The organism is Streptomyces sp. NPDC056296 (assembly GCF_042268605.1).
GTDB lineage: Bacteria > Actinomycetota > Actinomycetes > Streptomycetales > Streptomycetaceae > Streptomyces.
Window position 1 is genome coordinate 21111 of sequence record NZ_JBHJRX010000004.1, and the last position, 24241, is coordinate 45351.

At 70.9% G+C, this 24241-nt stretch carries 18 protein-coding genes and 1 pseudogene; 6 read left to right on the forward strand and 13 right to left on the reverse strand.

Annotated elements, in window-relative coordinates; all coding sequences use genetic code 11:
• Window positions 1-5: 5 nt before the first annotated feature.
• Window positions 6-1148, forward strand: a complete 1143-nt coding sequence (locus ACFCZF_RS04225; RefSeq protein WP_376670443.1) for a glycerate kinase — start codon at window positions 6-8, stop codon at window positions 1146-1148.
• Between the two features lie 262 nt (window positions 1149-1410).
• Here the strand turns inward: ACFCZF_RS04225 and pssA are convergent, their stop codons facing one another.
• The 9 genes from pssA to ACFCZF_RS04270 all read right to left on the reverse strand — a co-directional run bounded on the left by pssA (window position 1411) and on the right by ACFCZF_RS04270 (window position 12306).
• A complete protein-coding gene (gene pssA / locus ACFCZF_RS04230) occupies window positions 1411-2229 on the reverse strand; it encodes a CDP-diacylglycerol--serine O-phosphatidyltransferase (RefSeq protein WP_375905305.1) in 819 nt (272 codons plus the stop codon).
• A 22-nt stretch (window positions 2230-2251) separates the two neighbouring features.
• The gene (locus tag ACFCZF_RS04235) at window positions 2252-2908 is read right to left on the reverse strand and encodes a phosphatidylserine decarboxylase (protein WP_375905274.1); all 657 of its coding nucleotides are present in this window, start codon (window positions 2906-2908) and stop codon (window positions 2252-2254) included.
• 170 nt (window positions 2909-3078) lie between these two features.
• The gene (locus ACFCZF_RS04240; RefSeq protein ID WP_376670332.1) at window positions 3079-4284 is read right to left on the reverse strand and encodes an acyl-CoA dehydrogenase family protein; all 1206 of its coding nucleotides are present in this window, start codon (window positions 4282-4284) and stop codon (window positions 3079-3081) included.
• Between the two features lie 2 nt (window positions 4285-4286).
• Window positions 4287-4799 carry a MaoC family dehydratase gene (locus tag ACFCZF_RS04245; RefSeq protein ID WP_376670333.1) on the reverse strand — a complete coding sequence of 171 codons (513 nt, stop codon included), beginning with the start codon at window positions 4797-4799 and terminating at the stop codon, window positions 4287-4289.
• 5 nt (window positions 4800-4804) lie between these two features.
• Window positions 4805-5767: a CoA ester lyase gene (locus tag ACFCZF_RS04250; RefSeq protein ID WP_210962386.1), complete on the reverse strand. Its 963-nt coding sequence runs from the start codon at window positions 5765-5767 to the stop codon at window positions 4805-4807.
• A complete protein-coding gene (locus tag ACFCZF_RS04255) occupies window positions 5764-7791 on the reverse strand; it encodes a protein meaA (protein WP_376670334.1) in 2028 nt (675 codons plus the stop codon). Before ACFCZF_RS04255 ends, ACFCZF_RS04250 begins: the two co-directional genes overlap by 4 nt.
• Before the next feature lie 18 nt (window positions 7792-7809).
• Window positions 7810-9147 (reverse strand): crotonyl-CoA carboxylase/reductase, encoded by a 1338-nt coding sequence (gene ccrA / locus ACFCZF_RS04260; protein ID WP_376670444.1) that lies wholly within the window; start codon window positions 9145-9147, stop codon window positions 7810-7812.
• A 398-nt stretch (window positions 9148-9545) separates the two neighbouring features.
• Entirely contained in the window at window positions 9546-10361 is an 816-nt protein-coding gene (locus ACFCZF_RS04265; protein WP_375905260.1) for a TetR family transcriptional regulator, read from the reverse strand.
• A gap of 139 nt (window positions 10362-10500) precedes the next feature.
• Window positions 10501-12306, reverse strand: a complete 1806-nt coding sequence (locus tag ACFCZF_RS04270) for a 3-hydroxyacyl-CoA dehydrogenase family protein (RefSeq protein WP_376670335.1) — start codon at window positions 12304-12306, stop codon at window positions 10501-10503.
• 388 nt (window positions 12307-12694) lie between these two features.
• Between ACFCZF_RS04270 and ACFCZF_RS04275 the strand changes: the two genes are divergently transcribed.
• Complete coding sequence (locus ACFCZF_RS04275) at window positions 12695-13288, forward strand: adenylosuccinate lyase (RefSeq protein WP_376670336.1); 594 nt, start codon at window positions 12695-12697, stop codon at window positions 13286-13288.
• A 34-nt stretch (window positions 13289-13322) separates the two neighbouring features.
• On the opposite strand, the gene ACFCZF_RS04280 is transcribed toward ACFCZF_RS04275, so the two are convergent.
• The 3 genes from ACFCZF_RS04280 to ACFCZF_RS04290 are packed head-to-tail and all read right to left on the reverse strand — an operon-like array spanning window position 13323 to window position 15898.
• Window positions 13323-13826, reverse strand: a complete 504-nt coding sequence (locus ACFCZF_RS04280) for a GNAT family N-acetyltransferase (protein ID WP_376670445.1) — start codon at window positions 13824-13826, stop codon at window positions 13323-13325.
• Between the two features lie 20 nt (window positions 13827-13846).
• Complete coding sequence (locus ACFCZF_RS04285; RefSeq protein ID WP_376670337.1) at window positions 13847-14245, reverse strand: RidA family protein; 399 nt, start codon at window positions 14243-14245, stop codon at window positions 13847-13849.
• A 57-nt stretch (window positions 14246-14302) separates the two neighbouring features.
• Window positions 14303-15898 carry an alpha/beta hydrolase gene (locus tag ACFCZF_RS04290; protein ID WP_376670338.1) on the reverse strand — a complete coding sequence of 532 codons (1596 nt, stop codon included), beginning with the start codon at window positions 15896-15898 and terminating at the stop codon, window positions 14303-14305.
• A gap of 338 nt (window positions 15899-16236) precedes the next feature.
• Here ACFCZF_RS04290 and ACFCZF_RS04295 point away from each other — a divergent pair.
• A pseudogene (locus tag ACFCZF_RS04295) lies at window positions 16237-16809 on the forward strand (N-acetylmuramoyl-L-alanine amidase); the annotation flags it as partial.
• A gap of 461 nt (window positions 16810-17270) precedes the next feature.
• On the opposite strand, the gene ACFCZF_RS04300 reads toward ACFCZF_RS04295, so the two are convergent.
• Window positions 17271-18317 carry an Rv2578c family radical SAM protein gene (locus tag ACFCZF_RS04300; RefSeq protein WP_376670339.1) on the reverse strand — a complete coding sequence of 349 codons (1047 nt, stop codon included), beginning with the start codon at window positions 18315-18317 and terminating at the stop codon, window positions 17271-17273.
• Window positions 18318-18476: 159 nt separating this feature from the next.
• Between ACFCZF_RS04300 and ACFCZF_RS04305 the strand changes: the two genes are divergently transcribed.
• From ACFCZF_RS04305 to ACFCZF_RS04315, 3 genes are all read left to right on the forward strand, one after another.
• Window positions 18477-18920 carry an SRPBCC family protein gene (locus ACFCZF_RS04305; protein ID WP_376670340.1) on the forward strand — a complete coding sequence of 148 codons (444 nt, stop codon included), beginning with the start codon at window positions 18477-18479 and terminating at the stop codon, window positions 18918-18920.
• Window positions 18921-19079: 159 nt separating this feature from the next.
• On the forward strand, window positions 19080-21494 hold the full coding sequence (locus ACFCZF_RS04310) for an MFS transporter (RefSeq protein ID WP_376670341.1): 2415 nt from the start codon (window positions 19080-19082) through the stop codon (window positions 21492-21494).
• Window positions 21495-21639: 145 nt separating this feature from the next.
• A complete protein-coding gene (locus tag ACFCZF_RS04315; protein WP_376670342.1) occupies window positions 21640-24111 on the forward strand; it encodes a SpoIIE family protein phosphatase in 2472 nt (823 codons plus the stop codon).
• Window positions 24112-24241 lie beyond the last annotated feature (130 nt).

Below are 24241 nucleotides of genomic sequence, written 5' to 3' on the forward strand. Positions count from 1 at the left end.
CTGCAGTGGACGGGACCCGCCGGGTGCTCGTCGCCGCGGACAAGTTCAAGGGGTCGCTGACGGCCGTCGAGGTGGCCGAGCGGGTGACGGCCGGACTGCGCCGCGTCGTGCCGGACCTCGCCGTCGAGGCGCTGCCCGTGGCCGACGGCGGCGACGGCACCGTGGCCGCGGCGGTCGCGGCCGGGTTCGAGCGCCGGGAGGTACGGGTCGCCGGGCCCCTCGGCGACCAGGTGACGGCCGCGTTCGCGCTGCGCGGCGACACCGCGGTGGTGGAGATGGCCGAGGCCAGTGGCCTGCAGCTGCTGCCGGCCGACGGCCTCGCGCCGCTGACCGCGTCCACGCACGGCTCGGGTGAGCTGTTGCGGGCCGCGCTGGACGCGGGGGCGCGGACGATCGTGTTCGGAGTCGGCGGCAGCGCGACCACCGACGGCGGCGCCGGGATGCTGGCGGCGCTGGGCGCGCGGTTCGTGGGCAGTGACGGGGAGCCGGTCGCGCCGGGCGGGGGCGGCCTCGCCGACCTGGCCTCGGCCGACCTGTCCCGGCTGGACCCGCGGCTCTCCGCCGTCGAGCTGGTGCTCGCGAGCGACGTCGACAATCCGCTGACCGGGCCGAAGGGTGCCCCGGCGGTCTACGGCCCGCAGAAGGGGGCCTCCCCGGCGGACGTGGAGGCCCTGGACGCGGCCCTCGCGCACTTCGCGAAGGTGCTGGAGGGCACGGAGACCGTGGGCGCGCGGGCGGCCGAGTACGCCGCCTCGCCGGGCGCGGGCGCCGCGGGCGGCATCGGGTTCGGCGCGATGCTCCTCGGGGCGCGTTTCCGGCCCGGCATCGAGGTGATGCTGGACGTGCTCGGCTTCGCGCCGGCGCTGGAGCGGGCGGACCTGGTGATCACGGGCGAGGGCTCGCTGGACGAGCAGACCCTGCACGGGAAGGCCCCGGCCGGTGTCGCCGCGGCGGCGCGGGCCGCGGGCAAGGAGGTCGTCGCGGTGTGCGGGCGGCTGGCGCTGCCGGCGGAGGTGCTCGGACGGGCCGGGATCCGGCGGGCGTATCCGCTGACGGATGTGGAGCCGGACGTGGCGAAGTGCATCGCGGATGCGGGGCCGATTCTGGAGCGGGTGGCGGAGGGCATCGCGCGGGACTTCCTGGCGTAGGGGAGTTCCGCCCCCGCCGCCCCTGCCCTTCCCGTACCCGGGGGCTGCCGCCCCCGGACCCCCGCTTCGGCCCTGAACGGGCCTCGTCCTCAAACGCCGGACGGGCTGGAACCTCACCTCTGTCCCAACCGAGTCGGGCGGCGGGTGGGCATAGGCCGGGGGTCTGGGGGCGGAGCCCCCAGCAACGCCCGCACCAGCGCCGGCCGCATACAAACAGAAGGGCCCCGAACCCACCCGGGTCCGGGGCCCACTCAGCGGAGCGCTACGGCAACTGCGCCGCCCGCGCCTCCCGCCGATTGTCACGGAAATTGTTCACCCTGCGAGCCGTGGCGAACAGGGGAATCACCGCGCCCATCACCAGCTGCAGCGCACACCCCGTCTGCAACAGCAGCTGTCCGCTCGGCGCGTCGAAGGCCCAGCCGGCCAGCAGCCCCATCGACAGGACGATCCAGGCGAGCATCGCCACCGCGAGCCGCCCCCGCGGCTTCGGGTACTCGACCCGGCTCACCATCAGCCATGCCGTGCCGAGGATCGCCAGCAGCGTAGCCACGAAGGGCAGCTCCAGCAGCACGATCGACACCACCGTCAGCGCCCCGAAAGGCGACGGCATGCCCTGGAAGGTGCCGTCCTTGACGGTGACGCAGGAGAACCGCGCAAGCCGCAGCACCACCGCCAGCAGCACCACGATCGCCCCCACCGCCGCCACCCGCTGGTACGCGTCGTCCGCGACCATGCCGTAGACGAGGACGAAGTACGCCGGCGCCAGCCCGAAGCTGATCAGGTCGGAGAGGTTGTCCAGCTCGGCGCCCATCGGCGAGCTGCGCAGCTTGCGCGCGACCAGGCCGTCGCACAGGTCGAAGATCGCCGCGAGCAGCATCAGGATGACCGCGGTGGCCGCGCTGTGCCGGGCCATGCCCGACTCGTCGCTGCCCATGAGGTGCGGGATCAGAATGCCGGTGGTGGTGAAGTACACCGCCATGAAGCCGCACGTGGCGTTGCCGAGCGTGAGCGTGTCCGCTATCGACAGGCGGAGCGAGAGGGGCATCTCCTCCTCGTCGTCCACCTCGTCGGCCTCGGGCACCCACCCGGCCTGGGTCTGTGGATCAATCACGGTCAATTCGAGTCACCCCAGCCACCGTCTTCTGACCCACCTCGACATCCACCTCGACGCCCTCCGGCAGGTAAAGGTCGACGCGCGAGCCGAACCGGATCAGTCCGACCCGGTCGCCCTGCTCGACCTTCGTGCCCTGCGGCACGTAGGGCACGATGCGGCGGGCCACCGCGCCGGCGATCTGGATCATCTCGATGTCGCCGAGCTCGGTGTCGAAGTGCCACACCACCCGCTCGTTGTTCTCGCTCTCCTTGTTGAAGGCGGGAACGAAGCCACCGGGGACGTGCTCGACGGACGTCACCGTGCCCGAGAGGGGCGCACGGTTGACGTGGACGTTGAGCGGGCTCATGAAGATCGCGACGCGGGTACGGCCGTCCTTCCACGGCATGATGCTCTGCACCACACCGTCGGCGGGCGAGATGACCCGGCCCTGGGTGATCTCGCGCTCGGGGTCGCGGAAGAACCACAGCATCCCCGCCGCGAGCGCGGTGGCGGGGACGGCGACGGCCTTGGCGGCGCCGGAACGGCGGGCACGGAGGAGGCTGACGGCTGCGGTGGCGACGGTCGGCAGAAGCCACGGCGATGCTCCGCGCGCGAGGCGTACGCCGGCCAGGCTGTCGCGAGATGCAGAGGTTTGGCTGTGGGGCATGGATGACCTTCGTAGCGGATGATGCCGCACACTGACGGGGGACGGCGGCTTTCCGGCGATCGTAGCGGCTCTCCGCCGCAACTGGGTAAGCCAGGAAGCCGAGTCGGCGGCCGAACACTGCCTACGGGGTGTGACCTTGTTCTCCAAGAAAACACCCCGTATCCGGACATCTAACCCTGGAATCGATACTCTTCGAGCAGTCGGCGGCCGATGATCATTTTCTGGATCTCGGCGGTGCCTTCACCGATCAGGAGCATCGGGGCCTCTCGGTAGAGGCGCTCGATCTCGTACTCCTTGGAGAAGCCGTAACCGCCGTGGATCCGGAAGGCGTCCTCCACGACCTCTTTGCAGTACTCGGAGGCGAGGTACTTGGCCATCCCCGCTTCCAGGTCGTTTCGTTCGCCCGAGTCCTTTTTGCGTGCAGCGTTCACCATCATCGCATGCGCCGCCTCCACCTTGGTAGCCATCTCCGCCAGCTTGAACTGAATGGCCTGGTGCTGGGCGATCTGCTTGCCGAAAGTGTGACGCTGCTGGGCGTACTGGACACCCAGCTCGAAGGCACGCTGAGCGACACCGCAGCCACGGGCGGCGACGTTGACGCGACCGACCTCGACGCCGTCCATCATTTGGTAAAAACCTCGGCCGGTGACGCCGCCGAGCACCCGATCGGCCGGAACGCGCAGGTCGTCCATGATGAGCTCGGTGGTGTCGACACCCTTGTAGCCCATCTTGTCGATCTTGCCGGGGATGGTCAGTCCGGGGCGGACCTCGCCGAAACCGGGCTCCTTCTCCACCAGGAAGGTCGTCATCGACTTGTGCGGCGCCGTGCCGTCCGGGTGACCCTCGTCACTCTTCACCAGAACGGCCACCAGCGACGACGTACCGCCGTTCGTCAGCCACATCTTCTGGCCGTTCAGGACGTACTCGTCGCCGTCCCGCACCGCCTTCGAGGAGATCGCCGAGACGTCCGAGCCCAGCGCCGGCTCCGACATCGAGAAGGCGCCCCGGATGTCGCCCGCGGCCATACGGGGCAGGAAGTGGTCCTTCTGCTCCCGCGTGCCGTGCTGCTTGAGCATGTACGCCACGATGAAGTGCGTGTTGATGATGCCGGAGACCGACATCCAGCCGCGGGCGATCTCCTCCACGCAGAGCGCGTAGGTGAGGAGCGACTCGCCCAGGCCCCCGTACTCCTCCGGGATCATCAGGCCGAACAGGCCCAGTTCCTTGAGCCCGTCGACGATGTCCTGCGGGTACTCGTCCCGGTGCTCCAGCTCGGTGGCGACCGGGATGATCTCCTTGTCCACGAAGTCCCGGACGGTGGAGAGGATCTCCCGCTGGACGTCCGTGAGGCCGTGGGTCTGGGCGAGGCGGCTCATCTCTACTTCCCCTGTTCCTTCAGGTCGGGGCGGCCCGGCTGCTCGCCGCCGCGCTCCTTGATGTACGTCTCGGTGGGCACCATCACCTTGCGGCGGAAGACGCAGACCAGCGTGCCGTCCTGCTTGTAGCCCTTGGTCTCGACGTGCACGATGCCGCGGTCGCTCTTCGACTTGGACGGCCACTTGTCGAGCACGGTCGTCTGGCCGTACAGGGTGTCGCCGTGGAAGGTCGGCGCCACGTGCTTGAGCGACTCGATCTCCAGGTTGGCGATCGCCTTGCCCGAGATGTCCGGCACCGACATGCCCAGCAGGAGGGAGTAGATGTAGTTCCCGACCACCACGTTCTTGCCGAAGTCGGTCGTCTTCTCGGCGTAGTTGGTGTCCATGTGGAGCGGGTGGTGATTCATGGTGAGGAGGCAGAACAGGTGGTCGTCGTACTCCGTGACCGTCTTGCCCGGCCAGTGCTTGTACGTCGCCCCGACCTCGAACTCCTCGTAGGTGCGTCCGAACTGCATGGCCGTCACGCCTCCGGGATCTCGAACTTGCTGGTGCGCCGCATACCGGCGGCGCGTCCCTTGCCCGCGACGACCAGGGCCATCTTGCGGCTGGCCTCGTCGATCATCTCGTCGCCGAGCATCGCGGAGCCCTTCTTGCCGCCCGCCTCGGACGTGCAGTACTCGTACGCGTCCAGGATCAGCTCGGCGTGGTCGTAGTCCTCCTGGGACGGCGAGAAGATCTCGTTCGACGCCTCGACCTGGCCCGGGTGCAGCACCCACTTGCCGTCGAAGCCGAGCGCGGCGGCGCGCTGCGCGACCTCGCGGTAGCCGTCGACGTTGCGGATCTGGAGGTAGGGGCCGTCGATCGCCTGGAGGTTGTTGGCGCGGGCGGCCATCAGGATCTTCATCAGGATGTAGTGGTAGGCGTCCGCCGGGTAGCCGGGCGGCTGCTCGCCCACGACCAGCGACTTCATGTTGATGGACGCCATGAAGTCGGCCGGGCCGAAGATGATGGTCTCGACGCGCGGTGAGGCCTGCGCGATCTCGTTGACGTTGTTCAGGCCCTGCGCGTTCTCGATCTGCGCCTCGATGCCGATGCGGCCGACCTCGAAGCCCATCGTCTTCTCGATCTGGGTGAGGAGGAGGTCGAGCGCGACGACCTGCTGGGCGTCCTGGACCTTCGGCAGCATGATGCAGTCGAGGTTCGGGCCGGCGCCCTCGACCACCGTCACCACGTCCCGGTACGTCCACTCGGTCGTCCAGTCGTTGACGCGCACCACGCGGGTCTTGCCGGTCCAGTCGCCCTCGTTGAGGAACTTGACGATGGTGTGCCGCGCCTCCGGCTTGGCGAGCGGCGCGCAGGCGTCCTCCAGGTCGAGGAAGACCTGGTCGGCCGGGAGGCCCTGGGCCTTCTCCAGGAAGCGGGGGTTGCTTCCGGGTACCGCCAGACACGAACGGCGGGGGCGAAGGCGGTTGACGGTCGTCATGCGGGGACCTCCAGGGGGTCGAGCTTGTTCGCTTTGCGGATCTCGTCGACGATGCGGCCGATGATTCCGGTGATGTCGAAGTCCTTCGGTGTGAAGACCGCGGCCACTCCGGCGGCCCGCAGCGCTTCGGCGTCTCCGTTCGGGATGATGCCACCGGCGATCACCGGAATATCTGTGGCACCGGCCACATGCAGCCGTTCCAGTACGTCCGGCACCAGTTGGGCGTGCGAGCCGGAGAGGATGGACAGGCCCACCGCGTGCACGTCCTCGGCCAGGGCGGCGTCGACGATCTGCTCCGGGGTGAGCCGGATGCCCTGGTAGACCACCTCGAACCCGGCGTCGCGGGCCCGCACGGCGATCTGCTCGGCGCCGTTGGAGTGGCCGTCCAGACCCGGCTTGCCGACCAGGAAGCGCAGCTTGCCGACGCCCAGGTCCTTGGCGGTCAGGTCCACCTTGCGGCGCACCTGGGACAGCGCCGAGCCCTCCTCGGCGGGGATCGCGACCGGCGCGGACGAGACACCGGTCGGCGCCCGGAACTCACCGAACACCTCGCGCAGCGCCCCGGCCCACTCCCCGGTCGTGACTCCGGCGCGGGCGCACTCCAGGGTGGCCTCCATGAGGTTGGCGGTGCCCTTGGCGGCCTCCTTCAGCTTCTCCAGCGCCTTGCAGGGGCGCGGGTGGTTGAAGGGCGGCTGGTAGCGGGTGTCGCGCCAGTTCTGGAGCGAGGCGATGACGCGGGCCTCCACCGCCGGGTCGACCGTCTGGATCGCGGTGTCCAGGTCGGCGGTCAGCGGGTTCGGCTCGGTGCCCTCGAAGGCGTTGACACCGATGATCTTCTCCTGGCCGGACTCGATCCGGGCCCGGCGCTCGGCGTGCGAGGCGACCAGCTGCGACTTGAGATAGCCGGACTCGACGGCCGCCATCGCGCCGCCCATCTCCTGGATGCGCTCGATCTCGGCGAGCGACTCCTCGACCAGCTCGTCCACCTTCGCCTCGACCACCTTCGAGCCCTCGAAGAGGTCGCCGTACTCCAGCAGGTCGCTCTCGTACGCCAGCACCTGCTGGATGCGCAGCGACCACTGCTGGTCCCAGGGCCGGGGCAGGCCCAGCGCCTCGTTCCAGGCCGGCAGCTGCACGGCACGCGCGCGTGCGTCCTTGGAGAGGGTGACGGCCAGCATCTCCAGCACGATCCGCTGGACGTTGTTCTCGGGCTGGGCCTCCGTCAGTCCCAGGGAGTTGACCTGGACGCCGTAGCGGAAGCGGCGGTGCTTGGGATCCTCGATGCCGTACCGCTCGCGGGTGACGCGGTCCCAGATGCGGCCGAAGGCGCGCATCTTGCACATCTCCTCGACGAAGCGGACACCCGCGTTCACGAAGAAGGAGATGCGGCCGACGACATCGCCCATGCGCTCCTCGGGCACCTGGCCGCCGTCGCGCACGGCGTCCAGCACGGCGATCGCGGTGGACATCGCGTACGCGATCTCCTGGACCGGCGTGGCGCCCGCCTCCTGCAGGTGGTAGCTGCAAATGTTGATCGGGTTCCACTTCGGGAGGTGGGAGACCGTGTACGCGATCATGTCCGTCGTCAGGCGGAGGGACGGCCCCGGCGGGAAGACGTGCGTCCCCCGGGACAGGTACTCCTTGACGATGTCGTTCTGGGTCGTGCCCTGGAGCTTGGTGACGTCCGCGCCCTGCTCCTCGGCGACGACCTGGTAGAGCGCCAGCAGCCACATGGCCGTGGCGTTGATGGTCATCGAGGTGTTCATCTGCTCCAGGGGGATGTCCTGGAACAGCCGGCGCATGTCACCGAGGTGCGCGACCGGCACCCCGACCCGGCCCACCTCGCCGCGGGCGAGGATGTGGTCGGAGTCGTAGCCGGTCTGGGTCGGCAGGTCGAAGGCGACCGACAGACCCGTCTGGCCCTTGGCGAGGTTGCGCCGGTACAGCTCGTTGGACGCCTCGGCCGTGGAGTGACCGGCGTAGGTGCGCATGAGCCACGGCCGGTCCTTCTGACGCTCAGTCATGTGTGGCCTCCGCCGTCCTCAGATGTTCCGGAAGCGGTTGATGGCGTCGACGTGCTTGGCGCGCGTCTCCTCGTCGCGCACGCCCAGGCCCTCCTCGGGCGCCAGACACAGCACGCCGACCTTGCCCTGGTGGGCGTTGCGGTGGACGTCGTGGGCGGCCTGGCCGGTGTCCTGAAGGGAGTACACCTTGGAGAGGGTCGGGTGGATCTTGCCCTTGGCGATGAGGCGGTTGGCCTCCCAGGCCTCGCGGTAGTTGGCGAAGTGGGAGCCGATGATGCGCTTCAGGGACATCCACAGGTAGCGGTTGTCGTACTCGTGCATGTAGCCCGAGGTCGAGGCGCAGGTGGTGATGGTGCCGCCCTTGCGGGTGACGTAGACGCTCGCGCCGAAGGTCTCGCGGCCGGGGTGCTCGAAGACGATGTCGATGTCCTCGCCGCCCGTGAACTCGCGGATGCGCTTGCCGAAGCGCTTCCACTCCTTCGGGTCCTGGGTCCGCTCGTCCTTCCAGAACTTGTAGCCCTCGGCGCTGCGGTCGATGATCGCCTCGGCGCCCATCGAGCGGCAGATGTCCGCCTTCTGCTCGCTGGAGACGACACAGATCGGGTTGGCGCCGCCGGCCAGCGCGAACTGCGTGGCGTACGAGCCGAGGCCGCCGCTCGCGCCCCAGATGAGCACGTTGTCGCCCTGCTTCATGCCGGCGCCGTTGCGGGAGACCAGCTGGCGGTACGCGGTGGAGTTGACCAGGCCCGGGGCGGCGGCCTCCTCCCAGCTGAGGTGGCCCGGCTTGGGCATCAGCTGGTTGGACTTGACGAGGGCGATCTCCGCCAGGCCGCCGAAGTTGGTCTCGAAGCCCCAGATGCGCTGCTCGGGGTCGAGCATCGTGTCGTTGTGGCCGTCGGACGACTCCAGCTCGACGGAGAGGCAGTGCGCGACGACCTCGTCGCCGGTCTGCCAGGCGTTGACGCCCGGGCCGGTGCGCAGGACGACGCCGGCCAGGTCGGAGCCGATGACGTGGTACGGCAGGTCGTGGCGCTTGGCCAGCTCGCTGACCCTGCCGTAGCGCTCCAGGAAGCCGAACGTCGACATCGGCTCGAAGATCGAGGTCCACACCGAGTTGTAGTTGACCGAGGAGGCCATGACGGCGACCAGGGCCTCGCCGGGGCCCAGCTCGGGCAGCGGCACCTCGTCGAGGTGGATCGACTTGCGGGGGTCCTTGTCGCGGGTTTCGAGGCCCGCGAACATCTCGGTCTCGTCCTTGTGCACGGTGATCGCGCGGTACGACTCGGGGAGCGGCAGGGCGGCGATGTCGGCCGGCGTGGAGTCGGTCGACTGGATCGCGGCCAGGATGTCCTTCATGGTCACGGTGTTGCCTCCGGCGTCGAGCGCCCTGAGGGAGGGGCGCTGAGGGTTACGTCGGTGCTGCTGAGGGTTGGTGAGGGAGGTTGCCGTCGGTTCGGCGGTGGTGCTGTTCGGCAGCGCTTTGTGGCGCGGGAGGGTGCCTGTGACGCAGGCGCCGGGCACGCAGGCGATCGCTTGCGGGGACAGCCCGGACACCTTCAACGTATGACACCGCGTGTCACCCCGCAAGGCACTGAGTGCCAGAAACTGCTCTCAGATGAAATCTTTACCCGACAGATGAGCGATGATCGATCGAACGGGGGTCGCGAGGGCTGCGAAAAGGGGCATTGACATGCGAAAACGGCCACCCGGAGGGTGGCCGTCGTCACAGATGGGACGGGGTGGGACGGGGCGGGTCAGCGCTCCTTGAGTGCCTTCTCGATGGTCCGCATCACCTCGTGCAGCGGCGCGTCGGTACGCGCGACCGTCACCAGCACCTCGCCCTGCACGGAGGCCGAGGAGGCGCCGGTCCGCGCGGCGGACGCCGTGTCGCGCCCGGCACCGATGCCCGTGCCGAACGTCTTCCGTACGATCGCGAAGGCGTGGTCGAGCTGGGTCTCCACGTCCCCCTGCCCGCCCGCCCGCAGCCAGCGCCGCAGTACGTGGTTGTGGGCGGTGACCACGGCGGACGCGGCGACCTCCGCCAGCAGCGGGTCGTCGTTGGCGTCGTCGTCGTGCGCGTGCTCGTCGAAGTGGCCGAGCAGATAGCGGGTGAAGAGGCGCTCGTAGCGAGCCACCGACGCGATCTCCGCCTCACGCAGGGTGGGCACCTCGCGCGTCAGCTTGTAGCGGGCGACCGAGATCTCCGGCCGGGCCGCGTACATCTTCATGACTTCCTTGATGCCCCGGCACACGGTGTCGAGCGGATGCTCGTGTGCGGGCGCCGCGTTGAGCACCGCCTCGGCGCGCACCAGGGTGTCGTCGTGGTCCGGGAAGATCGCCTCTTCCTTGGAGCGGAAGTGCCTGAAGAAGGTCCGGCGGGCGACCCCGGCGCGGGCCGCGATCTCGTCGACGGTGGTCGCCTCGTACCCCTTGGTCGCGAACAGCTCCATCGCGGCTGCCGCCAGCTCCCGGCGCATTTTGAGCCGCTGGGCGGCGGCTCGGCCGCCGGCCGCGCTCTCCGGCGCGTCGGGCGTAGCTGGTGTACGTGAGGACTTGGCGGGCTGGGACATGACCCGAACGTACTGCATGTGCGCGCAATCATGCGCGTGACCGGGGATTCCCCCGCCCGCGGAGGGCGGGGGAGACCCGGCGGGCTCGAGCAGTCCGCCCCAGTCCTCCTCGGACCGGAACCAGTCGCCGGGACCGGACTCAGCGGCGGGCATATTCGCGGAAGCCGCGGCCCGTCTTGCGGCCGAGGCAGCCCGCGGCGACCAGGTGTTCCAGAAGCGGCGCCGGGGCCAGGCCCGGGTCGCGGAACTCGCGGTGCAGGACCCTCTCGATGGCGAGCGAGACGTCGAGACCGACCACGTCCAGCAACTCGAAGGGCCCCATCGGGTAGCCGCCGCCCAGCTTCATCGCCGCGTCGATGTCGTCGAGCGTCGCGTAGTGCTCCTGCACCATCTTCACGGCGTTGTTGAGGTACGGGAACAGCAGCGCGTTCACGATGAACCCGGCCCGGTCGCCGCAGTCCACGGCGTGCTTGCGGATGTTCGTGCACACCTCGCGGACGGTGGCGTGCACGTCGTCCGCCGTCAGCACCGTACGCACCACCTCGACCAGCTTCATGGCCGGCGCGGGGTTGAAGAAGTGCATGCCGATCACGTCCTGCGGGCGCGAGGTGGCGCGGGCGCAGGCGACGACGGGCAGCGACGAGGTGGTGGTGGCCAGCACCGCGCCCGGCTTGCAGACCTTGTCCAGCGTGGCGAACAGCTGCCGCTTGACCTCCAGGTCCTCGGCGACCGCCTCCACGGCCAGATCGACGTCGGAGAAGTCGTCGTACGTCCCCGTCGGCGTGATCCGCTCCAGCGTCTGCGCGGCGGCCTCGGCGGTCATCCTGCCCTTGTCGACGCCGCGCGCCAGGGACTTGCCGATCCGGGCCTTGGCCGTCTGCGCCTTCTCCGCGCTGCGGGCGGCGAGGACGACCTCGTACCCGGCCTTGGCGAACACCTCGGCGATGCCGGACGCCATGGTGCCCGACCCGGCGACGCCCACCGCACGGACGGCACGGCCGGCCACCGGGCTGTCACCCGCGCTCGGGGTCAGCCCGTCCGGCACGACGACCGCGCTGCCCGGCGCCTCGTAGGTGTAGAAGCCGCGCCCGGCCTTGCGGCCCGTCAGGCCCGCCTCGCTGAGCTGCCTGAGGATCGGGGCGGGAGCGTGCAGACGGTCGTGGGAGGCGGCGTACATGGCCTCCAGGACCGTGCGCGCGGTGTCCACGCCGATCAGGTCCAACAGGGTCAGCGGCCCCATCGGCAGGCCGCAGCCGAGCCGCATCGCCGCGTCGATGTCCTCACGGGAGGCGTAGTTCGCCTCGTACATCGCCGCGGCCTGGTTGAGGTAGCCGAACAGCAGTCCGTCGGCGACGAAGCCGGGCCGGTCGCCGACCGCGACGGGCTCCTTGCCCAGGTCGAGCGCGAGGTCGGTGACGGCCGTGACGGCGCCCGGCGCGGTCAGCACGGAGGAGACGACCTCCACCAGCCTCATCGCCGGAGCCGGGTTGAAGAAGTGCAGACCGAGCACCCGCTCCGGGCGGGACGATTCGGCGGCCAGCCGCGTGACCGACAGGGCGTTGGTGCCGGTCGCCAGGATGGTCTCGGGGCGCACGATCCCGTCCAGTTCCCGGAAGACCTGCTGCTTGATCTCGTACGACTCCGGGGTCACCTCGATCACCAGGTCGGCATCGGCAGCCGTCCGCAGGTCGGTGGAGGTGCGGATGCGGGCGAGGGCGTCGGCGCGCTCCCGCTCGGTGAGGCGCCCGCGCTCGACGGCACGGGCGGTGGAGGACTCCAGCGCGGCGACGGCCGTCGCGGCCTGCGCCTCGCTGATGTCGATGCCGACGACGTCGCGGCCGGCCCTGGCCAGGACCTCGGCGATGCCGGTGCCCATGGTGCCGAGGCCGACGACGGCGATGGTCCGGAGCGGGGACAGAGGGGTGTCGGACAGGGGAGTGGCCATCGCGGGACTCCAGGAATGAGGGTGACGACGGGAACGCGCCCGGATGCCCTTGGAGGCGCACCGGGTGCGTGAGGAATGGAGTGCGGGTGTTGCCGGGCTGACTGGCGCACACGCCCGGTACCGTCGCTGAGGGCGTGCACACGCCCGCGCGGCGGCGGTGTCCGACCGGCCCTGTCCCGAGGCCGAGTCGTACTGCGGTACCTGAATACCCGGTACCGAACCGACTGCTCTCTGCTCTCACGGTGGCCGCGTCACCAGACCGCCGTGAGGAGTACCGCGAGTGGGTAACTCGCTCGTCTGAGATTAACTCGCGGGTAACGAGCGCGCCAGCCCCCGGTGTTCGTGATGTACGTCCCACCCGCCCTGTGACGCCCCTAACCTCGGTGTCATGGACGAAGAGTTGCGAACGCTCACGGAGCGCTTACGGGCCGAGTCGGCGGCGTCGGGCACGACGGAGGCCTCGGCGGCGTACGACCGGCTCGTGGCGACCGGTGACCCGGACGAACTGGCCGCGGTGCTCACCGAGCCCGGGCACCCGCTCTGGGCCCGGGAACTGGCCGCGTTCCGGCTCGGCGTCGCTGGGGACCGGCGGGCCTTCGAGTCCCTCGTGCTGCTGCTGAACCACCGCGACCCGCCGCGCTGCGCCTCCGCCGCCCACGCCCTCGCCCGCCTCGGCGACCCCCGCACCGCCCGTGCCGCGGCCGCCCTCGCCACCAACGAACTGCGGGTCGCCTACGCCCTGCACCCGGTGCGGCTGCTGGTCGAACTGCGTGCCCCGGAGGCCGTGCCCGCCCTGATCACCACGTTGGAGCGGCGGCTGCGTCCGCACGACCCGTACCGGCGGGTGGCGCTCGCCTGCGTGGACGGGCTGGGGGCGCTGGGCGACGACCGTGCCGCTCCCGTCCTGAACGACGCCCTGGCCCACCCCGCCCTGGCGGAGGCGGCGGTGCGGGCGCTGGCGCGGATCCCGGGGCAGCGGTGAGCCGTCAGCCGGTGAGCTGTCAGCCGATGAGGCGTCAGCCGGTGAGGCGCCTGGCGTACCTCACCTCGGGCACCGCGACCCCGTCCACCTCGAACGGCTCCTCGGCCCCGTCGGCGCGGAAACCCGCCCGTTCGTAGAAGCGCTGGGCGCGGGCGTTGCCCTCGACCACCCACAGGAGCATGCGCGCGTGCCCGGCGGCCGTGCACCGGCGTACCGACTCCCGGAGCAGGGCCTGCCCGATGCCGGTGCCGAGACGCCCGGCGTCCACATAAAGGGCGTACAACTCGGCGCCGACGGCGCGCTGTTCGCCGTCGCGGTACGGGCCGTGGCAGGCCCAGCCGACGACCTCGCCGCCGTCGTCCTCGGCGACCAGGTTCACCACGTCGTCCGGGGCGCGGGTGAAGAACTCGCGGCGCCGTTCGGCGTCCGCGCCCACGTCGAGCCTGTCCAGGTACGGCTGCGGCATGAGGCCCCGGTACGCCGTCTGCCACCCCCGGATGTGGATCGCGGACACGCGGTCGCAGTCGGCGAGCGTCATCTCCCGCACCAGCGGTGCGCTCACGGGGACACGACCGCGAACGCCTCGATCTCCATGAGGAACTCCGGCCGGACCAGTGCGGCGACCTGTACCGCCGACGCGGCCGGCAGCCGGTCGTCGGGTATGTGCTCGGCGCGGGCCGCGCGGATCGCGGACATGTGCGCCATGTCCGTGACGAAGAAGGTCAGTTTCACCACATCGTCGAAGGTGGCGCCGGCCGCCGTCAGACACCGGCGCAGGTTCTCGAAGACCTGGCGGGCCTGAGCCGCGGGGTCGCCCTCGCCGACCAGCTCTCCGTCCTCGTCCAGGGCGAGCTGACCGGAGACGGCCACGAACCGTCCGGTGCCGAGGACGACATGGGCGTACTGGGCGGCGGGGGCGACGCCGTCGGGGGCGGGAATCCTGGTCAGCTCACTCATGCGTCCATGGTGGACCATGGCACTGACAACGCCCCTGCCGAGTCGCCGACTCCGGGGCTACCCCCGGAAGCCGAGCAGCCCGTGGAGCGTCGAGCCGCGTGAGGACGTCGACGCCGCCTTGGACTCCAGCGGCTTCGGGGCGGGCAGCGCCGGGCACACCGCGTCCGCCTCGCTGTCGCCGCGTGGCACGGTGCCGTCGGCCAGATATGCGGCCAGGTGCTTGTCCAGGCAGCTGTTCCCGCTCAGCGTGATGCCGTGGTTCCCGCCGCCCTCCTCGACCACCAGGCTGGAGCCGCGCAGCAGCCGGTGCACGGTGACGCCGCCCTCGTACGGGGTGGCCGCGTCGCCGGTCGCCTGGAACAGCAGCGCCGGCGGCAGTTCGTGGTTGGTGACGTCCACAGGCTGTCGCGATTCCGTGGGCCAGAACGCGCACGGCGCGTTGTACCAGGCGTTGTTCCAGGCCATGAAGGGAGCCTTCTCGTACACGTCCCAGTTGTCGTCGCGCCAGTCGTCCCAGTCGCGCGGCCAGCCCGCGTCGCGGCACTCCACCGCGGTGTAGACGCTGTAACCGTTGTCGCCGGAGGCGTCCACGGCCCCGAAGTTCTCGTACGCCTCGACGAGCGGGTCGGTGCTCCGGTCGTTCACGTACGCGGCGAACGCCTCCGCCAGGTAGGGCCAGTAGCCGTTGTAGTAGCCGCCGGGAATGAAGGTGTCCTCCAGCTCCGAGGCCCCGACCTTCCCGTCCGCGGGCTGCTTCGCCAGTGCCGTCCGCATGGCGTACCAGGCGCCCTCGATCCGCTCGGGGTCGGTGCCCAGCCCGTACGTCGTGTCGTGCTCGGCGATCCAGGCGAGGAAGGCCCGGTGACGGTCGTTGAAGACGTGGTCCTGATGGAGATTGGCGTCGTACCAGACGCCGGTCGGGTCGACGACGGAGTCCAGGACAAGGCGCCGCACCCGGTTCGGGTGGAGCTTGGCGTATACGGCGCCCAGATAGGTGCCGTACGAGTAGCCGAAGTAGTTGATCCTCTCCTCGCCGAGCGCCCGGCGGATCGCGTCCACGTCCCGTGCGGCGCTGACCGTGTCGATGTACGGCAGCACGTCCGAGTACTTCTCGCCGCAGGCCTCGGCGAACGACTTCGCGCGCGCGAGGTTGGCCTTCTCGACGGCCGGGGTGGCGGGCAGGGAGTCGGGGCGGACCGGATCGAAGTGGCCCGGCCGGCAGTTCAGGGCGGGCTTGCTCTTCCCCACGCCGCGCGGGTCGAAGCCGATGACGTCGTACTGGGCGGCCACCTCCGCGGGCAGCGAGGACGCCACGAACCCGGCGAGCGTCAGCCCGCTCCCACCAGGGCCGCCGGGATTGACCAGCAGCGGCCCCTGGTACTTCTCGGCGGTGTGCGGGATGCGGGACAGCGCCAGCGTGATCCGCTTCCCGTCCGGACGCGCGTGGTCGAGCGGCACCGAGAGGGACGCGCACTGGAGCGTCGGGTAGTCGGCCGTGCCGCACTTCTTCCAGCTGAGCTTCGCGGCCCGCGAGGTGCTCGCGGGAGGCGCTGCGCTCGCGGGGTGCGGCGCGCTCGCCTCGGCGGGGACGGCCGTGACGGTCCCGGCGGCGATGACGGCGGCGCCGCACAGCACGGCTGCGCGTTGTCTCATGGCGTCCTCCCGGACGGAGAGGCTGCGGCCCGCGCGGGTCGCGGTCCTCGCCGCATCGTCCCGGGGAGAGTCCGTGAAGGAACACATTCCGCCCGTACTTGACCCAATTGCGTCGGCGAATGCCCTCGACTGGTGGCCTGATGGATGGCCTGATCCATGCGGTGTCCCACATCGGCCCGGCCGTCGGCGCGGACCTGGTGCTCCCACCGGGTATCTCCCTGACGAGGGCCCCGCACCCCACGACCGGAGGCTGACATGCCCCAACCACCCAGCCCGAGCGGCATCGTCACGTCGGCGACCACCTGGTCGTGGCCGGAGCGTGCGTGATGGCCGCGCCGATGGGAGCGCGGAGCTTCCTGCAAGCCCTCAGGGACGAGGGCCTGGTCGTCGTCGAGGTCGGCGCCTGGGAGGAACACAACCGCAACCACACGGGTCCCTGGGGGCCCGTGCACGGCGTGATGATCCACCACACCGTCACCAGGGGCAGCGCCCGCACGGTGGAGATCTGCCGCAAGGGCTACGCGGGACTGCCGGGGCCGCTGTGCCACGGCGTCATCACCAAGGACGGCAAAGTGCACCTGGTCGGCTACGGGCGGGCCAACCACGCGGGGCTGGGAGACGACGACGTCCTCCGCGCCGTCATGGACGAAGCGCGTCTGCCGGCGGACAACGAGGCGAACACCGACGGCAACCGGCACTTCTACGGCTTCGAGTGCGAGAACCTCGGCAACGGCGACGACCCCTGGCCCGCCGCCCAACTGGACGCCATCGAACGCGCCGCCGCCGCCGTCTGCCGCCGCCACGGCTGGAACGAGCGCTCCGTGATCGGCCACCTCGAATGGCAGCCCGGAAAGGTCGACCCGCGCGGCTTCACCATGGCCTCGATGCGCGCCCGGATCGAAGAACGCCTCACCCACCCCGCCGGCTGGACCCCCGGCGACCCCGAGGAGGACGACATGCCGCGAGCGATCGGCCGCTACGACAGCGACGACCAGCGGATCACGCCCCGCAAGTGGACCACGCTCAACGTCGACGGGGTGGACCTGCTCACCCGGGCGTCCCACTACCAGGCCATGGCCCAGATCCAGGCGGAAGTCCCGCCGGGCTCCACCCTCCAGGGCCGCTTCTACCACCTGCGTCCAGGCGGCTCCCGCTGGAACGGCCCGATCACCGAACGGACCGGCACCGACGGCAGCAGCTTCGCGGACTTCCACAACAGCGGGTCCATCGTCGCCGACGAGCGACTGCGATTCGAGTTCATGTACTACCCGGCCGACAGCGGCGACCAGGCGCCGATCACGATCACGGCGGCGTATGTGCGCGGCCTCTACTGGGAGGCCTGACGAAAGATCCCGCTACGGGAAGACAGCGCTCAGAGAAGCGAGAGCTGGACCGGCTCGGTCGCCGCGAGCTGATCCGGCTCCGGCGGTGCCGGCTCCGCGATCCGGCGCGGCATCCCCGCGCGCGTGGGCCCGATGCCGTACTCCTGGGCCAGGTCGTGCACTTGGCGCGTGATCCGGCGCTGGTACCACTTCGGGGCGTAGGCGCCCTCCGCGTACAGCCGCTCGTACCGGCGCACCAGGTGTGGGTGGTGCTGCGTCAGCCAGGCCATGAACCACTCCCGGGCGCCTGGCCGCAGATGCAGCACCAGGGGGGTCACCGACGTGGCGCCGGCGGCGGCGATCGCCCGTACGGTCGCTCGCAGTTGGGCCGGTTCGTCGCTGAGGAACGGGATGACCGGTGCCATCAGCACGCCGCAGCCGATGCCGTGCTCACCCAGGGCCCGTACGACCTCCAGGCGGCGCTCCGGCGCCGGAGTACCCGGCTCCACGGTGCGCCACAGCTCGGGGTCGGTGAAGCCGACCGAGACCGAGATTCCCACGTCGGTCACCCGGGCCGCCCGCGTCAGCAGGTCCAGGTCGCGCAGGATCAGCGTGCCCTTGGTCAGGATCGAGAAGGGGTTGGCCCGCTCGGTGAGGGCCGCGATGATGCCCGGCATCAGCCGGTAGCGGCCCTCGGCGCGCTGGTAGCAGTCGACGTTGGTGCCCATCGCGACGTGCTCGCCCTGCCATCGGCGCGAGGCCAGCTGGCGGCGGAGCAGCTCGGGCGCGTTCACCTTGACGACGATCTGCGAGTCGAAGCCGAGCCCCGTGTCGAGGTCCAGGTAACTGTGCGTCTTGCGCGCGAAGCAGTAGACGCACGCGTGCGAGCAGCCCCGGTAGGGGTTCACCGTCCACTCGAAGGGCATGCGCGAGGCGCCCGGCACCCGGTTGAGGACCGAACGGGCCCGCACCTCGTGGAAGGTGATGCCGCGGAACTCGGGCGTGTCGAACGTGCGGGTGGTGACCGCGTCCGCGCCGAACAGCGCGGGGTCGGCCGCCCGGGCGTGGTCGGAGTCCGTGAGGTTCTCCCAGCGCATTGACGCCTCCTCGGTAGCACTGCCCACACAATAGAACACTTGTTCCCTTGATCGTGCGGATGAGTCGCGCGGGGCCGCTTCGCGCCCCCCGATTTGGTGGCCGGGCGGTGGGGTGGTTGGCTTGCCCGGACCCCGAGAACCAGGCCCTGGAGGAACCCGATGGCGCAGGTCGAGGCGACTACGGAGCGGATCGTCGCAGCGGACGCGGAGACGGTGTTCGACACCCTCGCCGACTACAGCGGCACCCGCGAGAAGCTGCTGCCCGAGCACTTCAGCGAGTACGAGGTCCGCGAGGGCGGCGACGGCGAGGGCACCCTTGTGCACTGGAAGCTCCAGGCCACCAGCAAGCGCATCCGTGACTGCCTGCTGGAGGTCACCGAGCCGACCGACGGCGAGCTGGTCGAGAAGGACCGCAACTCCTCCATGGTCACCACCTGGCGGGTCACCCCGGCCGGTGAGGGCAAGTCCCGGGTGGTCGTCGTGACCACCTGGCAGGGTGCCGGCGGTGTCGGCGGATTCTTCGAGAAGACCTTCGCACCCAAGGGGCTCGCCCGGATCTACGACGCGATGCTCGCCAAGCTCGCCACCGAGGTCGAGAAGTAGTCAGAAGTAGCCAAAGGGCAAGTGCGGGGCGGTCGTTGGCCGCCTCACCGGTTCGAGTGATCTCCGCGAGATACCGCCGTATGCCGTAACTCTTCGCACTTGTTCGCAGTTGTCGCCTCAGGCGGCAATTGTGAGCAGGTGTGACGAGGGGAGCGATACGTGGGCGGGATCACTCTGGTGCAGGACGAACCGGCCACCGCGCCCCCGACGCCTCCCGAGCCCCCCGCGCCCGAGCCGGATCCGGGTGCCGGGCTGAGCCCGCGCCGGGTGCGGCTGGTCTTCGTCGGACTGATGCTGGCGCTGCTGCTCGCCGCGCTGGAGCAGATGATCGTGGCCACGGCGCTGCCGAAGATCGTCGGCGAGCTGTACGGCCTGGACAAGATGTCCTGGGCGATCACCGCCTACCTGCTCACCTCCACCGTCGGCCTGCCGATCTACGGCAAGCTCGGTGACCTCTTCGGGCGCAAGGGCGTCTTCCAGTTCGCCATCCTGGTGTTCATCGTCGGCTCGGCACTCGCCGGCCGGGCGCAGACCATGGACCAGCTGATCGCCTTCCGCGCGGTGCAGGGTGTCGGCGCGGGCGGCCTGATGATCGGTGTGCAGGCGATCATCGCGGACATCGTGCCGCCCCGTGAACGCGGCCGCTTCATGGGCCTGATCGGCGCCGCTTTCGGACTCGCCTCGGTCGCCGGCCCCCTGCTGGGCGGCTACTTCACCGACCATCTGTCCTGGCGCTGGTGTTTCTACATCAACGTGCCCTTCGGGCTGGTCACCATGGCCGTCGTGGCCGTGGTACTGAAGCTGCCCAAGCCGACGGCCAAGCCTCGCCTCGACATCCTCGGCGCGCTGCTGCTCGCCGCCGCCTCCACCTGCCTGGTGCTGCTGACCAGCTGGGGCGGCACCGAGTACGAGTGGGGCTCGGAGGTCATCCTCGGCCTCGCCGCCGGAGCGGTCGCGTCCACCGTCCTCTTCCTGGTCGCCGAGCACTTCGCGCCCGAACCGCTGATCCCGCTGCGGCTGTTCCGGGACTCCGTCTTCAACGTCACCGGCCTGGTCGGTCTCGTCATCGGCGTCGCCCTGTTCGGCGCCGCCAGCTATCTGCCGACCTTCCTGCAGATGGTCGACGGCGCCACCGCCACCGAGTCCGGCCTGCTGATGCTGCCGATGATGGGCGGCATCGTCGGCACCTCGATCATCTCCGGTCAGATGATCAGCCGTACCGGGCACTACCGGTCCCATCCGATCGTCGGCAGTGCCCTGTCCGTCGTCGGCATGTGGCTGCTGTCCGGGCTCGACGCCGACACGCCCCGGCTGCACTACAGCATCTGGATGGCGGTCCTCGGCGCCGGTATCGGCATGGTGATGCCCGTACTGATCCTCGCCGTGCAGAACTCCGTGCGCCCCGCCGACCTCGGCACCGCCACCAGTGCCAACAACTACTTCCGGCAGATCGGCGGCAGCGTCGGCGCGGCCATCTTCGGCACCCTCTTCGCCGACCGGCTCACCGACGCCCTGGCCGACCGGGTCCCCGCCGAGACGGGCGCCGGGCTGCCCGACGCCGAGGCCATCACCCCACAGCTCGTCCACTCCCTGCCCCCGGCGCTGCGCGACGCCTACATCGGGGCGTACGCCGACGCCATGCCGCGGATCTTCCTCTACCTGGTGCCGGTACTCGTCCTCGGGCTGCTCATCGCCTTCTTCCTCAAGGAGAAACCACTGGTGTCCCACAACGCCCCCGTCACCGAGCAGGAAACCGCCCAGACCGCCCAGACCGCGCAGCCCGCCCCCGTTCCCCAGGCCCGGTCGCCGTACGCCGCCGGTATCGCCGTATGCGGCACGGTGCAGCACCCCGACGGCACCGTCGTGCCCCGCGCGGCGCTCACCCTCATCGACGTCGGCGGCCGGCAGATCGGCCGGGGCGCCAGCGGCGACGACGGACGGTACGCGCTGGCCACGCCCGGCTCGGGGACGTACGTCCTGATCGCCGCGGCCGGCGGTCACCAGCCGCAGGCGGTCTCCGTGACCGTCGGCGAACGCCCGGTGGAACTGGACGTGGTCCTCGGCGGCGCCGGCCGCCTCGCCGGCAGTGTGCTCACCGCGGACGGCAGCCCCGTACGCGACGCGACCGTCACGCTCACCAACGTCCACGGCGAGGTCGTCGCCACCACCCGCAGCGGCCGGGAGGGCGGCTACGTCATCACCGAGCTGGTGGCCGGCGAGTACACCCTCGCCGGCAGCGCCCCCGCCTTCCGCCCGGCCGCGCTGCCCGTCAGCGTCCAGGCCGCCCGGGAGACCCGCCAGGACGTGGAGCTGGCCGGCGGCGCCGTGCTGCGCGGCACCGTGCGCGCCAGTGGCGGACGGGCCGTGGAGGACGCGCGCGTGACGCTGCTCGACGCGGCGGGCAACGTGGTGGACACGCTGACCACGGGGCCGGACGGAACCTTCCGGTTCGTCGACCTGTCGTCCGGCGAGTACACCGTCATCGCCGCCGGCTACCCGCCCGTGGCCACCGTGCTCCAGGTGGCCGGCGGCGGCCGCACGGAGCGCGACCTCCAGCTCGGGCACGAGGACTGAGGGCGGGCGCCGGCGCGCGGGTGAGCGCCGGTGCGTTTGCGCGCCACCAATTCCCCCGTTGCCGCACATGGTCACCGACGACCGCCGTACCGTGGTGACGGCGACACAGATCTTGCGGAGCCGTGGGGAGAGAGGGTCTGACGCCATGGACCATGGCACCCAGCGGGACGCACCTCCAGGCCGCCGGGCCGGACCCGGCGCCGTGCCGGCGGACCCCGTGGCGGGCCGGGTCCCGCTGGCCGTCGTCGTGGTGGACCGCGACGGGCTGGTCTCCCACTGGAGCCGGGGCGCACGACGGCTGTTCGCCCTGCCCAAGGAAGAGGCGATCGGCCGACCCGCCCCCGACCTGCTGCCCGTCTCGGGCGTGCTCCCCGGGGACGAGGACGTCACCGGATACGGCTCGTACGCGGCCTACGACGGCCTCGGGCCCGGTCTGGAGTCCTCCCTCGACGGGCGCTTGTCCTACCCGGCGGCGGGCCGCGCCCGCCTGACCGTGCCGGGCAACGACCGCGTCGACGTGCTGTGGTGGGCGTACCCGCTGGTGGGACCCGGCCCGGAGCGGCTGCTGGTGCTGGCCGCCGACGCGGACGGCCTGCGCCGGGACTACGCCGACGGCGGCGCCGAGGAGACGGCCGTCGAGCGGATCGCGCCCGGCTTCGCGCTGCACACCGACTTCCCCGGCGCCGAGGAACTCGCCCGCCGCCTCCCCGAGATCCTGCCCAGCATGAGCGTCGGCGAGAGCGCCCGCATCGTCGCGCAGGTCCTCGAACTGGGCTACCCGATCCTGGAGTTCAGCCAGCACGACCGGGTGCCCGTCACCCCCGACTGGGGCGTGCCCCGGCGCGCCGAGCGCAGGGCGCGTCGCGAGCGGGCGGCCCGGGCGCTGGCGGCGGGCGAGCCGGTGCCGGACGAGCTGCGGGACGAGGCGGAGGACCTGGAGTACGCCGCAGTCCGCGAGCGCCTGGAATTCCTCAACGAGGTCAGCGGACGGATCGGCACCTCGCTGGACCTCTCCCGGACCATCGTCGAGGTCAGCAAGGCGGTCGTCCCGCGCTTCACCGACGTCGCGGGCACCTATCTGCGCGAACAGGTCGTCGCCGGCGAGGGGTTCCCCGACGGCGTGCCGGACACGACGACGATGTGGCACCGGGTCGCCCTGGAGCACACCGACGAACCCGGCCGCTGGGACGACGTCGTGCCGGTCGGCGAGGCCATGCCGTTCCCGGCGCACACCCCCTTCTTCCAGTGCATGACCAGCGGCGAGCCGGTCCTGGTCCCCCGCATCACCGAGGAGATGGGCCACGCCATCGCCTCCCAGTTCGAGAAGCGGGACATCCGGCCGCTCATCACGGGCCGCTCGATGCTGCTGGTACCGCTGAAGGCGCGCAACGTCGTCCTGGGCTTCATGATCCTTCTCCGGCACCCGGAGCGGCCCGTCTTCAACGACATGGACCGGGTCACCGGCGCCGAACTCGCCGCCCGCGCGGGTCTCGTCCTCGACAACGCCCGCATGTACACGCACCAGGAGAACGTCGCCGAGACGCTCCAGGACAGCATGCTGCCGCACATCCCCGCGCGCATGGCCGGCTGCGACATCGCCACCCGCTATCTGCCCGGCACCCTCCTCGGCCGGGTCGGCGGCGACTGGTTCGACTCGGTCAAGCTGCCCGGCGCCCGCACCGCCCTCGTGGTCGGCGACGTCATGGGGCACGGCCTCAACTCGGCGGCCATGATGGGCCAGTTGCGCACCGCCGTGCAGACCATGGCAGGGCTCGACCTGCCGCCCGCCCAACTCCTGCGCAACCTCGACGACCTCGCCCAGCGGCTCGGCGACACCCACCTGGCGACCTGCCTGTACGCCGTCTACGACCCGATCGCCGGTGAACTGCACCTCGCCAACGCCGGTCACATCCCACCCGTGCTGGTCCGGGCCGAGGACGGCCACAGCGAGCTGATCGACCTGCCCACGGGAGCGCCGATCGGCGTCGGCGGGGTGCCCTTCGAGGCGGTACGTGTGCCGGTGGCGCCCGGCGACCGGCTGGTGATGTGCACCGACGGCCTGGTGGAGATGCGCGGCGAGGACATCGGCGTCGGCCTCGCCACCCTCTGCGAGTCCGCCGCCCACCCGGCCGCGTCCATGGACGACGCCTGCGACACCATCATCCGCGCGCTGGGCACGCGCGGGGGCCGCAAGGACGACGTGGCGCTGCTGATGGCCAGACTCACCGGCATCGAGCCCGACGCCGTCGCCGAATGGCGCCTCGCCCGCGACCCGGCCGAGGTCGGCCGAGCCCGCGCGGCGGTCCGCGAGCAGCTGCACGACTGGGGCCTGCCGAAACTGGCCGACCCCGCCGAGCTGATGGTCAGCGAACTCGTCACCAACGCCGTACGGCACGCCCACTCACGTCCCGTCGAGCTGCGGCTTATCCGCGCCGACACGCTGCTGTGCGAGGTGGACGACGACGACCACGAACTGCCGACGCTGCGCAGCGCGGGCCCCGACGACGAGACCGGGCGAGGGCTGCGCGTGGTCAGCACCCTCGCCCGCGAATGGGGCGCGAGCCGCACCAGGACGGGCAAGACAGTCTGGTTCGAACTGACGCTGCCCCGCCGCTGAGACGCCTCACGGCCCCGGGGGGCGCACTCCGTTCGCACGTCCGGTGAAGGAATGCGCCGGACGCTTGTGGCCGTGCGCCGGGCGCGGTACACCGTACGAGCCCGTCATCGCCGACGGGTCGTACGTCGTC

Bases quoted from the DNA above. Each gene is read 5' to 3' on its own strand.
- ACFCZF_RS04235 (WP_375905274.1), bottom strand. From the start codon at position 2,908: ATGCCCCACAGCCAAACCTCTGCATCTCGCGACAGCCTGGCCGGCGTA.
- ACFCZF_RS04240 (WP_376670332.1), bottom strand. From the start codon at position 4,284: ATGAGCCGCCTCGCCCAGACCCACGGCCTCACGGACGTCCAGCGGGAG.
- ACFCZF_RS04245 (WP_376670333.1), bottom strand. From the start codon at position 4,799: ATGCAGTTCGGACGCACCTACGAGGAGTTCGAGGTCGGGGCGACGTAC.
- ACFCZF_RS04250 (WP_210962386.1), bottom strand. From the start codon at position 5,767: ATGACGACCGTCAACCGCCTTCGCCCCCGCCGTTCGTGTCTGGCGGTA.
- ACFCZF_RS04255 (WP_376670334.1), bottom strand. From the start codon at position 7,791: ATGACTGAGCGTCAGAAGGACCGGCCGTGGCTCATGCGCACCTACGCC.
- ccrA (WP_376670444.1), bottom strand. From the start codon at position 9,147: ATGAAGGACATCCTGGCCGCGATCCAGTCGACCGACTCCACGCCGGCC.
- ACFCZF_RS04265 (WP_375905260.1), bottom strand. From the start codon at position 10,361: ATGTCCCAGCCCGCCAAGTCCTCACGTACACCAGCTACGCCCGACGCG.
- ACFCZF_RS04270 (WP_376670335.1), bottom strand. From the start codon at position 12,306: ATGGCCACTCCCCTGTCCGACACCCCTCTGTCCCCGCTCCGGACCATC.
- ACFCZF_RS04275 (WP_376670336.1), top strand. From the start codon at position 12,695: ATGGACGAAGAGTTGCGAACGCTCACGGAGCGCTTACGGGCCGAGTCG.
- ACFCZF_RS04280 (WP_376670445.1), bottom strand. From the start codon at position 13,826: ATGACGCTCGCCGACTGCGACCGCGTGTCCGCGATCCACATCCGGGGG.
- ACFCZF_RS04285 (WP_376670337.1), bottom strand. From the start codon at position 14,245: ATGAGTGAGCTGACCAGGATTCCCGCCCCCGACGGCGTCGCCCCCGCC.
- ACFCZF_RS04290 (WP_376670338.1), bottom strand. From the start codon at position 15,898: ATGAGACAACGCGCAGCCGTGCTGTGCGGCGCCGCCGTCATCGCCGCC.
- ACFCZF_RS04300 (WP_376670339.1), bottom strand. From the start codon at position 18,317: ATGCGCTGGGAGAACCTCACGGACTCCGACCACGCCCGGGCGGCCGAC.
- ACFCZF_RS04305 (WP_376670340.1), top strand. From the start codon at position 18,477: ATGGCGCAGGTCGAGGCGACTACGGAGCGGATCGTCGCAGCGGACGCG.
- ACFCZF_RS04315 (WP_376670342.1), top strand. From the start codon at position 21,640: ATGGACCATGGCACCCAGCGGGACGCACCTCCAGGCCGCCGGGCCGGA.